This is a genomic window from Rhodococcus sp. (in: high G+C Gram-positive bacteria), assembly GCF_049591685.1.
GTDB lineage: Bacteria > Actinomycetota > Actinomycetes > Mycobacteriales > Mycobacteriaceae > Rhodococcoides.
Genome location: NZ_JBAWFH010000393.1, coordinates 21,180 through 32,115 on the forward strand (window position 1 = coordinate 21,180; position 10,936 = coordinate 32,115).

Annotated in this window: 11 protein-coding genes and 1 pseudogene; 8 read left to right on the forward strand and 4 right to left on the reverse strand. The window is 65.6% G+C overall.

All coding sequences use genetic code 11. The features are described 5' to 3' along the window. Window positions 1–17: 17 nt before the first annotated feature. Window positions 18–809 (forward strand): phage shock envelope stress response protein PspM, encoded by a 792-nt coding sequence (gene pspM / locus WBQ44_RS16500; RefSeq protein WP_495567752.1) that lies wholly within the window; start codon window positions 18–20, stop codon window positions 807–809. Window positions 810–915: 106 nt separating this feature from the next. Next, window positions 916–1,089 carry a hypothetical protein gene (locus tag WBQ44_RS16505; protein WP_495567753.1) on the forward strand — a complete coding sequence of 58 codons (174 nt, stop codon included), beginning with the start codon at window positions 916–918 and terminating at the stop codon, window positions 1,087–1,089. 3 nt (window positions 1,090–1,092) lie between these two features. Here the strand turns inward: WBQ44_RS16505 and WBQ44_RS16510 are convergent, their stop codons facing one another. After that, entirely contained in the window at window positions 1,093–1,989 is an 897-nt protein-coding gene (locus tag WBQ44_RS16510; protein ID WP_495567754.1) for a diacylglycerol kinase, read from the reverse strand. Between the two features lie 55 nt (window positions 1,990–2,044). Then, entirely contained in the window at window positions 2,045–3,670 is a 1,626-nt protein-coding gene (locus tag WBQ44_RS16515; RefSeq protein ID WP_495567755.1) for an FAD-binding oxidoreductase, read from the reverse strand. 117 nt (window positions 3,671–3,787) lie between these two features. On the opposite strand from WBQ44_RS16515, the gene WBQ44_RS16520 reads away from it, so the two are divergent. The 6 genes and pseudogenes from WBQ44_RS16520 to WBQ44_RS16545 all read left to right on the forward strand — a co-directional run bounded on the left by WBQ44_RS16520 (window position 3,788) and on the right by WBQ44_RS16545 (window position 9,180). Then, window positions 3,788–4,411, forward strand: coding sequence for a TetR/AcrR family transcriptional regulator (locus tag WBQ44_RS16520; RefSeq protein ID WP_495567756.1), 624 nt, complete (start codon window positions 3,788–3,790; stop codon window positions 4,409–4,411). Further along, a pseudogene (locus WBQ44_RS16525) lies at window positions 4,411–5,963 on the forward strand (glycerol-3-phosphate dehydrogenase/oxidase). The gene WBQ44_RS16520 and the pseudogene WBQ44_RS16525 overlap by 1 nt, the downstream one beginning before the upstream one ends. Window positions 5,964–5,983: 20 nt before the next feature. After that, window positions 5,984–7,138 carry a glycosyltransferase gene (locus WBQ44_RS16530; protein WP_495567757.1) on the forward strand — a complete coding sequence of 385 codons (1,155 nt, stop codon included), beginning with the start codon at window positions 5,984–5,986 and terminating at the stop codon, window positions 7,136–7,138. 3 nt (window positions 7,139–7,141) lie between these two features. Continuing rightward, the gene (locus tag WBQ44_RS16535; RefSeq protein WP_495567758.1) at window positions 7,142–7,336 is read left to right on the forward strand and encodes a DUF3046 domain-containing protein; all 195 of its coding nucleotides are present in this window, start codon (window positions 7,142–7,144) and stop codon (window positions 7,334–7,336) included. A 164-nt stretch (window positions 7,337–7,500) separates the two neighbouring features. Then, window positions 7,501–8,538 carry a recombinase RecA gene (gene recA, locus WBQ44_RS16540; RefSeq protein WP_495567759.1) on the forward strand — a complete coding sequence of 346 codons (1,038 nt, stop codon included), beginning with the start codon at window positions 7,501–7,503 and terminating at the stop codon, window positions 8,536–8,538. Between the two features lie 33 nt (window positions 8,539–8,571). Beyond that, window positions 8,572–9,180, forward strand: coding sequence for a regulatory protein RecX (locus WBQ44_RS16545; protein WP_495567760.1), 609 nt, complete (start codon window positions 8,572–8,574; stop codon window positions 9,178–9,180). A gap of 135 nt (window positions 9,181–9,315) precedes the next feature. Here the strand turns inward: WBQ44_RS16545 and WBQ44_RS16550 are convergent, their stop codons facing one another. Continuing rightward, window positions 9,316–10,200, reverse strand: a complete 885-nt coding sequence (locus WBQ44_RS16550) for an amino acid ABC transporter permease (RefSeq protein ID WP_495567761.1) — start codon at window positions 10,198–10,200, stop codon at window positions 9,316–9,318. Next, window positions 10,200–10,877, reverse strand: a complete 678-nt coding sequence (locus tag WBQ44_RS16555; protein WP_495567762.1) for an amino acid ABC transporter permease — start codon at window positions 10,875–10,877, stop codon at window positions 10,200–10,202. Before WBQ44_RS16555 ends, WBQ44_RS16550 begins: the two co-directional genes overlap by 1 nt. Window positions 10,878–10,936 lie beyond the last annotated feature (59 nt).

Consider the following 10,936-nt stretch of genomic DNA (forward strand, 5'->3'; position numbering starts at 1 on the left):
CACGCACGTGGTCGGCCATGCCTGTCTCCGAGTCGGCATCGGCGCTTCGTGGTGCCGCCCGCTCCGCACGCAGATCGGTCGAATCGGCCGTGGATGCCGTCGAACGCTGGAACGACCCGCGGCAGAAGCAGATTCGCCGCATCCGACGGGCTCGGCGACGTGGGTCCTGGTTCGGTAGTGCGTCCGGGGTGTCGGCGGTCTCGACGGCGGGTCTCGCAGTTGCGTCCGCGCCGGAGTGGGCGATGCTGGCGAGCGGCGGAGGCGCCGCGGTGCTCGCTGTTCCCGCCGTGTTCGCCGTCAGCCGGTACCGGCGGCTCAAAGCCGAACCTCTGCCCGCGGCCAGGCCGGCCAAAGCGAGCCTCCCCGATCGTTCGTCGTCGGCGTTCGAACCCATGAGCCGTCTCGCGGGCGCACAGCGGAGCCTCTACGAGCTGTCCGGGATTCTGATGCGATCGGAGTTCGTGGACTCGGCCGAGGTGGTCGAGACCAACGACGTGGCCAACGCCGCTGCGAGAGCATTGAAAGACATGGCTGCGGACGTCGTTGCCATGGAGCGTGCCGCTGACGCCAATTCGCGAGCGGGCGTGCACCTCGCCGAAACCATTGCCGCCGCGACCAACGAATTGACTTCGGGCGTCGACCAATACGAGGAATTGGTTGCGGCGGCCGCACGACTGACCAGCCCGCACGGAATGCCCACGAGCGCTGTAGCCGGCCGCAAGGCCGAGTTGACCTCGGCGACCGACCGGCTCGAAGGTTGGGCCTCTGCACTGGCCGAACTGGCTGCAATCAGGAGTCGGCACTTGTAGTGGCCCCTCAGGGTCATCCCCCATCTTTCCCTGATCTCGTTGTCCGATCGGTGTTTTCGTCCCCGGGGCGTGCCAGGATCGACGTACACAAGGGAAAGGGATTCACATGATCTGGAAGATACTCGGCATCGTCGTCCTCGTCTGGCTCGCGTTCGCCGTTCTCGGCGCCGTCATCGAAGGCTTGTTCTGGGTGGCGGTCGGAGGAGCGATCGTGTTCGGGCTCTACTGGTTGTTCAAGGCCGTCACCGCAGGCAAGGATCGAGACATGAGCACGCTCTGAGCTTCAACCGGGGCGCGGATACGACGGCCCCACGATCGCGGTGAGGGCCCTCCGAACGCAGTCGATTCGCACGGGCAGTGCGCAGAACCGTTCACCGTCGGCGTAGGCCACCATCGCCGGAGCGTCGATGCACACCGACTTCGCGCGATAGGTGTCCACTTCGGGAAGCTGTACGTGCGCGCCCCGGTACAGGGTGGGAGAAAGGCGAATCAGCCGACTCCGCCTCGTCGCTCGCACGACGGTGACATCGAGCAAGCCGTCGTCGACCATCGCGCCGGGGCAGATGGCCATTCCGCCGCCGTAGGACGGGCCGTTACCGACCGTGACGAGCGTGGCGTCGAAGTCCACGGCCACTCCGTCCAGCTCCAACCGATAGGGGATCGGTTGCAGTTTGGTGAGTTCGAAAACCGTGGCCAGGTTGTAGCGTAGACGCCCTGTAGGCCACCGCAGGGTGTTGGCGCGTTCGGTGACGAGGCTGTCGAATCCGCTCGACAGCACTGTGGCGAACCATCGATCCTGTACTCGTCCGAGGTCGAGGTCGGCGGTTCGACGATCCACGACGATGTCCGCTGCCGCAACGGCATCGTTCAACGGGACACCCAGTAATCGGGCGAAGTCGTTGCCGGTGCCCGCAGGCGCCACGGCTATCGGCGTATCCGTGGTGGCCACGGCCTGCAACGCGATGTTGACGAGGCCGTCGCCGCCGACCGCGAGCAACACGTCGGTGCCGCCCCGAACCGCCCGCCTGGTCGAGGTGACGGCGTCACCCGGTGTTCGTCCCTCGATGGTGGTGACGCGCGCGCCCCGCTCGCGTAAGCGCCGCACCACGGCCTCGGAAACCCTTGCCGCACGGCCGTTTCCGGCGGTGGGATTGGTCAGGACGGTCACATGTGCAGTCATCGCACCGTGCAGGTCCGTCGCGCGCCGCGTGAGCACTGCATGCCCGAGTAGTCGATCACGGGATCAGTTTGCCAGGGTTGAGCACACCCGCCGGATCGACCGCGGCTTTCATACCGCGCAGCAGCGCTGTACCGACCGGCCCGATCTCGGAAGTCATCCACGGCCTGTGGTCGCGCCCCACGCCGTGATGGTGCGTGACGGTCGCGCCGGCGTCGCTGATCGCACGTGAAGCGGCGTCCTTCGCCGAGCGCCAATTGGCCGAGGGATCGTGCCCCGCCGCGCACACCACCGTGAAGTAGAGCGACGCGCCGGTGTCGTACACGTGGGAGATGTGGCACATGACGATCGGCGGAGTACCGACGGCGGTCAATGCTTCGACGATGGCCTTTCTCACGCGCGTCCGGAGATCGTCGAGTTCGCGCCAGGAGGTGGCAGTCTCCAGCGTTTCTGCGAGCGCACCGGCATCGAGCAACGCGTCACGGAGGTACGGAGAGTCGAACCGGCCCTTTTCCCACTCGCGGGCTCGACCAGGGTCCTCGACCAGTCCGCCCGCGGCCACGGCAACGGCGTCCGCAGCCGCGGCGCGTGCCTCGACATCGTCCGGCATGCCCTCGAACAGTGCGATCGAGGTGGCGCCACCGGTACGGGTGTCGGGTGTCGGAGTCGAGGAGAGGGCAGCATCGATACCGGTCTCGATTTCATCGGATAGCCGCATGACGGTCGGCCTGTCGGCGCGCGTCGCGAGCTCCCTGAACGCTGTCGATCCCGACGCGAAGTCCGGGAACCACCACGATCGATGGGCTGTTGCCTGCGGAATCGCATGCACCCGCACGGTCACCGAGGTGATGATGCCTAGTGTTCCTTCGGATCCGAGGAACACCTGCCGCAGGTCCGGGCCTGCCGCCGACGCCGGTGCGCGGCCGACCGTGGTGATGCCGATGGGCGTGGCGACGGTCAACGCCTCGACCATGTCGTCGAAGCGCCCGTACCCGGCCGATGCCTGACCGGACGACCGCGTCGCGGCAAACCCGCCGATGGTCGCGAACGCGAAGGACTGCGGATAGTGGCCGAGCGAGAGACCGTGTGCAGCGAGCAACTCCTCGGCCCGCGGACCGGTGACGCCCGCTCCGAGTGTCGCAGTTCGCGAAAAGTCGTCCAGATGGGACAGGGTGTCCATGCGTCGGGTGGCGATCGCGATCACGGTGTCGAACCATTCGCGAACTGGGTCGACCCCGCCCACGACGCTCGTTCCGCCGCCGAAGGGGACCACTGCAATCGATTCGGTGGTGCAGTACCGAAGCAGCGCCTCGACTTCGGCCGCGTCACCAGGGAACACGACTGCGTCGGGTGCGTCTTGAACGCCACCCCCGCGCCGGGCGAGGAGGTCCAGCGTGCTTTTGCCGCTCAGATAGTGCATGCACACGTCGTCGTCGGTCGCCACGTGTTCTGCTCCGACGAGCGCTTCCAGCGCACCCCTGCGCTCGTCGGTCAGGGTGGACGGACGCACATTGGGTGCTACGCGCGCCTCGCTCCGCGAAGATCCGGAGATCCCCAGTGTGGTCTGCACCACCGAGGCCGTCCGCTGATCGAGCGGCCGACGTTCTTCCCGAACGCCCCAGGAATCCCAGGACATGAGCGGCCGTGACTCGCCGGACGGTTCCACCCGGGGCAGTTCCTGCATGCTCTATAGTGTTACATATCCTGCTTGTGTGTAACTCGGTCTCGGAGCAGCAATTCCGGGGTCGAGACATCTTCGAAGAGCGGGGCTATCTTCAGACCGTCGAACGAGGTGTCAACAGTGAGCGAGCAGTGCGTGGTCGGCGTGAATGCGAGCGCGCTCGACAATCCGGACGGCGCACTGTCCGTCGAAGATCAAATACTCGATGCGGCGCGCTCGTGCATTCTCGAACACGGGGTCCGTCGCACCAATCTGGCCGAGATAGCTCGACGGGCCGGGGTCAGCCGCCCGACGGTCTACCGGCGGTGGTCTGACACACGCGCCATCGTGTCCAGCTTGCTGACACGCGAAATCGGTTCCGTCATGCCGCGGTTCGAAGCAGATATGTCGGCGCGACGCCAGATTGCGGGGGCAGCTGCAGACGTCGCCGACAAGGTGCGCACGCACCCACTGTTCGTCAAGATTCTCGACACCGACCCGGACATTCTCGCGACGTACATCCTGCATCGGCTCGGAACGAGTCAAGCCTTGATCATCGACGCGCTCGTCCCTCTCGTCGGGAGTGGGCAGCACGCGGGGTCGATCCGCGACGGAGACCCGGTGCATCTGTCCACCGTCGTCCTGCTCATGGTGCAGTCGGCCGTCCAATCGGCCGACATGGTGTCCCAACGTATTTCCGGTCACGATCTCGTCGTGCAGATGGCCTACGCAGTCGACGCATACCTGCGCCCACCGGGTTCGTGATCTCGAACCGGCGAGATTCCGCGCTGCACGACGATCGACGTCGTCGCGAGCTGGAGGCGCTGGCAGAGGGCCAACTCGTCGATGTGCTCGTCGTCGGTGGCGGCATCACGGGTGCTGGGATCGCGCTCGACGCCGCGTCTCGGGGACTGCGCGTCGTCCTTGCCGAGAAGCACGACCTCGCTTTCGGTACCAGCAGGTGGAGTTCGAAGCTGATCCACGGCGGCCTGCGCTATCTCGCGTCGGGAAATGCCGCGATCGCAAGGGAGAGCGCCTCCGAACGCGGCATCCTCATGACGCGCACCGCCCCTCACCTCGTCACGCCCCTGCAGCAGATCGTGCCGCTGCACTCGTCGGTGTCGAGGGTCGAGGAAGGAATGGTCCGTGCAGGCCTGGCGTTCGGCGATCAGTTGCGAGGCGCCGCGGGCACGTCCGCGGCCGTTCTCCCGCGCGCAGGCCGCATGTCGCCCGATCAGGTTGCCGTATCCGCCCCGACGGTACGGCGGAGCACCCTGCGCGGTGGGGCGTCGTCGTGGGATGGCCGAGTAGTCGACGACGCGCGCCTCGTGATCGCGGTCGCGCGGACTGCGGCACTGTACGGAGCGTCCATACTGACCGGCGTGAGTGTTCGCCACGCGGACCGCACCTCCGCGACGCTCGAGGATCGGTCGACGGGATCGGAATTCCGGCTGCGGGCTCGAGTGGTGATCAACGCGGCCGGAGTCTGGGCCGGCGACATCGACCCCCGCATCTCGCTACGCCCCAGCAGGGGAACGCACCTTGTGTTCGACGAAGCCCTGTTCGGTGGGTTGACGTGCTCGCTGGCGGTGCCCGTGCCGGGTGAGCGTGGCCGTTTCGTGTTCGCGCTGCCCGCACCGCTCGGCCGGGTGTACGTCGGCTTGACCGACGAACGTGCGGAGGGGCCGATTCCGGACGTGCCGATGGCGACGGAATCGGAAGTCGGCTTCCTGCTCGATGTCCTCGGGACGGCAGTCGAACCGAGGCCGACGCGGGCGGACATCGTCGGCACCTTCGCCGGCTGCGACCGCTGATCGATTCGGGACCGGGCCCGTCGGCGACCCTATCCAGGCGGCATGCCGTGCTCGACGACGGAGACGGCCCGATCGGGGTCGTCGGGGGGAAGCTGACGACGTATCGGTTGATGGCCGAACAGGCTGTCGACGCCGCGGTGGCTGCCGCCCGGTTGCCGGCGCACGCCGGGCGGACGGCGTCGATACCCCTTGTCGGCGCGGCCGCGCCTGGCCCCCTCGACTCGGTTGAGGCACCCGAGCTGCTCGTGCGCCGCTACGGCACCGAAGCGAAATTGGTTCTCGCGCTGGCCGAACACATGCCCGACGGTCTGGAACCGGTGGCGGACGGTATCGACGTATGCGTCGCCGAATTGGCATTCTCCGTCCGCTACGAGGGTGCACGTTCGGCGGACGATCTTCTCGATCGACGAACACGTATCGGGCTCGTCGACCACGACCGCGACCGCGCACACCCGGTGGCGGTTCGCATACTGGCGGAGCACCGGGGCCGGTCCGCCGGGTGAACTGTGGCACTGTTGATCCTGTGCGAGTAGCGGTGGTGGCCGGGCCCGATCCCGGGCATGCGTTCCCGGCAATCGCGCTGTGTCTGGCGTTCTTGCGGGCAGGCGACACACCCGTGCTGTTCACCGGGGCGCGGTGGATCGACGCTGGGACTGTAGCGGGCATCGATACTCGTCTGCTCAAAGGGCTGACGCCGCGCCCCGAGGACGACGACATGGATGCCGGGCAACGAATTCATTCCCGCGCCGCGTTCATCGCCACAGAGCTGGCACCCGATCTCGACGAGGTGGCACCCGATCTCGTGGTCTCCGACATCCTCACCGCGGGAGGGGGTTTGGCCGCCGAGCTACGCGGAACTCCCTGGATCGAGCTGTCGCCCCACCCGCTGTACGCGCCGTCCAAAGGGCTACCGCCCGTCGGTAGCGGCCTGGCGCCGGGAACGGGCATCCGAGGCCGACTCCGAGACACGTTGATGCGCGCGGCAACTGCCCGATCGATCGCGCAGGGCAAGGCGCAACGCAGCGCCGCCCGAGTCGGGATGGGGCTGCCTGCGGAAGACCCGGGACCTGCAGCGCGACTGATTGCGACCATCCCGGCGCTCGAAGTGCCGAGGCCGGACTGGCCCGCCTCCACGCACGTGGTCGGACCGCTGCTGTGGGAACCGACGACCGAGGCGCTCACGCCGCCTCCCGGAACCACGCCGCTCGTCATGGTCGCACCGTCCACGGCATTCACCGGAGCAGAGGGAATGGTCGAGATGACCCTCGCCGGGCTCGTCGGCAGCGGCACCCGAGTGGTGGCGTCCATGCTCGACGAGCCGCCGAAGGATCTACCCGATTGGGCTGCCGCGGGACTGGGCAGGCAGGACCAGCTGCTTGCCGCTGCCGACGTCGTGGTGTGCGGAAGCGGACACGGCCTGCTCGCCAAGGCCCTCATTCACGGCGTGCCCGTCGTTGCCGTACCCGGCGGCGGTGATCAGTGGGAACTGGCGAATCGCGCGAAACGGCAGGGCAGTGCCGTCGTGGTGCGGCCTCCCAGCCCGGAATTGATCGGTGCCGCGGTCGCGACAGTGCTCGCCGATCCCTCGTATGCGCGCGCCGCGGCCGCTGCCGCAGCTACCGCGCGCGAGGTGACCGATCCGGTCGCCGTGTGCCACGACGTTCTTCGGTACGGTTGATCGGTGCGCTTGACTGAATTCCGCGAACTGCTCGTCGACGAGTTCGGCCAGATGCGCGGGGACTCGATTCTCGTGGATCACGTCATCACCAGCCTCGACGGGCTCACCGGCGAGCAAGCCATCGAGGCGGGAATCGACCCACGCGAAGTGTGGCGGGCCCTGTGCCGTGAGTTCGACGTACCTCGCTCCCGCTGGTAAGACACTCCGGCGTGTCGGATCGACGATCGAACACGTGTTCGCCTATGCTGGTGTCACTCGGTTTCCGCAGCGCCGACGAGTTCTTGTCGGTACCCAGCTCTACCGTTACCGACAACACGCTGCACGAGACCTCGCTGCACGAGTAGACATACAAGGAGACCACGATGCCTGCATACGATCGCGACAAAGCTCTCGATCTTGCGCTTTCGCAGATCGACAAGAACTTCGGCAAGGGATCGGTGATGCGTCTCGGCGACGAGGTTCGCCAGCCGATCGCGGTCATCCCGACCGGCTCCATCGCGCTCGACGTCGCACTGGGCATCGGTGGTCTGCCGCGCGGTCGTGTGATCGAGGTCTACGGCCCCGAGTCCTCGGGTAAGACGACCGTCGCCCTGCACGCCGTGGCCAGCGCGCAGCGCGCAGGCGGAATCGCTGCTTTCATCGACGCCGAGCACGCTCTCGACCCCGATTATGCCCAGAAGCTCGGTGTGGATACCGACGCGCTGCTGGTGTCGCAGCCGGATACCGGTGAGCAGGCGCTCGAGATCGCCGACATGCTAATTCGCTCGGGCGCTCTCGACATCGTCGTCATCGACTCGGTCGCCGCGCTCGTTCCCCGCGCCGAGATCGAAGGCGAGATGGGCGACAGTCACGTCGGACTGCAGGCTCGCCTGATGAGCCAGGCGCTACGCAAGATGACCGGTGCCATGAGCAACTCCGGCACCACGGTGATCTTCATCAACCAGCTGCGCGAGAAGATCGGCGTCATGTTCGGCTCACCCGAAACCACGACGGGCGGTAAGGCGCTGAAGTTCTACGCTTCTGTACGCCTCGATATCCGTCGTATCGAGACACTCAAGGACGGCACCGACGCAATCGGTAACCGCACCCGTGTCAAGGTCGTCAAGAACAAGGTCGCACCGCCGTTCAAGCAGGCAGAATTCGACATCATCTACGGCAAGGGCATCAGCCGCGAGGGTTCGTTGATCGACATGGGTGTCGAGCACGGATTCATTCGCAAGTCCGGTTCGTGGTTTACCTACGACGGTGATCAACTCGGCCAGGGCAAGGAGAACGCCCGTAAGTTCATGCTCGAGAACCCCGACGTGCGGGACGAAATCGAGAAGAAGATCATGGAGAAGCTGCAGATCGGTGCCGACGTGACGGCCACCGAGGACGCCGCTGCGCCCGTCGATTTCTAAGCCCATCGAGTTCTCAGCGGAGGTTCTCTCGTCGTGGATCCGACGACAGAGGGCGGTGGCACCGAGGCGCAGGCGAAAGACGTCTGCCTTCGGTTGTTGACCGACCGGTCTCGAAGTAGATATGAGCTCGAAACACGCCTTGCCAAAAAGGGATTCAGCCCTGAGGTGACGGCAACGGTTCTCGCTCGACTGGAAGCCGCCAAACTTGTCGACGATGCAGCGTTCGCCGAGCAATGGGTGCATTCGCGGCACACCTACTCGGGCAAGGGCAAGCGCGCGCTGAGCCTCGAATTGCGCAACAAGGGCGTCAACAACGAGCACGCGCAGCTCGCACTGGACCAGATCGACAGTGACGACGAGCGCGAACGCGCCACCGAACTGGTCCGCAAGAAGTGCCGCACGTTGAGCCTTCCCGATCCTGACGATCCCGAAGCTCGAACCGAACGGGACAAGGTGGTCCGCAGACTCGTCGGAATGCTCGCGCGGCGCGGCTACGCGCAGAACATGGCGTTCGCCGTCGTGAAATCGGAACTGGACCTGCTCGGCAGCGAATCAGCACCCGACGCAGTGGAATTCGACGCAGTGGAACTCGACGCAGTAAAATTCGACGCAGTGGAATTCGACGGTGATGCGTTCGGGTGATCGTCCACGCTGATCAGCTCGCCTCCGAATAAGGTCGGCCGCCACGAAACGAGGCCCGCAACACCGTATCGGCGTTGCGGGCCTCGTTCGTGGTCAGTGGTCAGATGTGGTGCGTGGACACAGCGTGGTGCGTGGTCACGCTGCTCCGGCTGGACCTCCGCCGAAGTCCTGGGCCGGCACGACGCCGTCACCGCCCGTCTTGCGCTTTTTCTGCCGCAGTCGACGCTCGACCACGGTTGCCAGTTTCGTCAGCAGCGAGTTGATGATGATCATGATGATTGCGACGATGACCAGCGACGGCAGGTAGTTGCCGTAGAACGCACCGACCTGTTGACCGGCTCGAACCACTTCGACGTAGCCGATGAGGTAACCGAGCGCCGAATCCTTCAGCGCCACTACCATCTGCGAGATGATCGCCGGCAGCATAGCGGTGACCGCCTGCGGGAGCAGGATGATCCGCATCGTCTGACCCTTGCGCATACCGAGGGCCGACGCGGCTTCGGTCTGGCCCTTCGGCAACGAATTGACGCCGGCGCGAACGATTTCGGCAATGACCGATCCGTTGTACAGCGTCAACCCCGTCACCACTGCAGCCAGTGCCAGATACTTGACCTTGAAGACCTCGTACTCGGCGTACACCGCGTACAGGAAGATCATCAAGATCAGCACCGGGACGGCACGGAACAGTTCGACGATCACACCGCTGATCGCACGTACGGCGCGGTGGTCCGACAGTCTGCCGATGCCCAGAACCGCGCCCAGCATCAAAGCCAGCACGATGGACAGGGCAGCGGCGATCAAGGTGCCTTGAATGCCGGGGAGCAGATATGTCGTCCAGGTACTCGCGGTGACGAACGGCTCCCACTTGGCGGCGGTGAGCTGACCCTTGGAGTCGAGTGCCCGATAGATCAGAACTGCGATGCCCAGCGAGACGAGGAGAACCACACCCGAGAGAATTCGGTAGCGTGCCTTGGCCTTCGGCCCCGGAACGTCGTAGAGAACGGCTACGGCGTCACTCATCACTTCACCGCCAATCGCTTGCTGAGGTACCCGAACAGCAGTCCGGTGGGAAGCGTCAGGATGACGAAGCCGAGGGCGAAGATACCGCCGACGGCGAAGATGGCGGCTTCGTTCTCGATCATCTCCTTCATGAGCAGCGACGCTTCGGCGACTCCGATGACCGACGCGATGGTCGTGTTCTTGGTCAATGCGATCAGCACGCTGCCCAGTGGGCCGATGACCGCGCGGAAGGCCTGGGGGAGTACGACGATGCTGATGTTCTGGGTGAACGTCATGCCCAGGGAGCGGCCGGCTTCGGCCTGCCCAACCGGCACCGTGTTGATGCCGGAACGCAGCGATTCGGCGACGAACGACGCCGTGTAGATGCTCAATCCGAGGACCGCGAGCCGAAAGTTGTTCTGGTCGAGGAACGTCGGCGAATCCTGTGCCGCCAGGGCGACGCCCATCGTCTGGTAGAGACCGAACGAGGTGAACAGGATGATCAGCGTCAGCGGGGTATTGCGAAACACAGTGACGTAGGCGACTGCGATCGCGCGGGCCACCGGGATCGGTGACACTCGCATCGCCGCGACGATCGTTCCGAGGATGAGGGCGCCGACAGCGGACAGAACCGTCAGCTTGATCGTCATGATGAACGCGTCGACGAGTTCATCGCCGTACTTGCTCAATAAGTTCAATGTAGGAAAGTCCAATCGGCTCGAGCGGGCCGTCCGCGGCGGGTGCGTCCCGAGTCACG

Excerpts from the sequence above, each read along its gene's own strand:
- pspM (WP_495567752.1), top strand. The coding sequence starts at position 18 with ATGCCTGTCTCCGAGTCGGCATCGGCGCTTCGTGGTGCCGCCCGCTCC.
- WBQ44_RS16505 (WP_495567753.1), top strand. The coding sequence starts at position 916 with ATGATCTGGAAGATACTCGGCATCGTCGTCCTCGTCTGGCTCGCGTTC.
- WBQ44_RS16510 (WP_495567754.1), bottom strand. The coding sequence starts at position 1,989 with ATGACTGCACATGTGACCGTCCTGACCAATCCCACCGCCGGAAACGGC.
- WBQ44_RS16515 (WP_495567755.1), bottom strand. The coding sequence starts at position 3,670 with ATGCAGGAACTGCCCCGGGTGGAACCGTCCGGCGAGTCACGGCCGCTC.
- recA (WP_495567759.1), top strand. The coding sequence starts at position 7,501 with ATGCCTGCATACGATCGCGACAAAGCTCTCGATCTTGCGCTTTCGCAG.
- WBQ44_RS16550 (WP_495567761.1), bottom strand. The coding sequence starts at position 10,200 with ATGAGTGACGCCGTAGCCGTTCTCTACGACGTTCCGGGGCCGAAGGCC.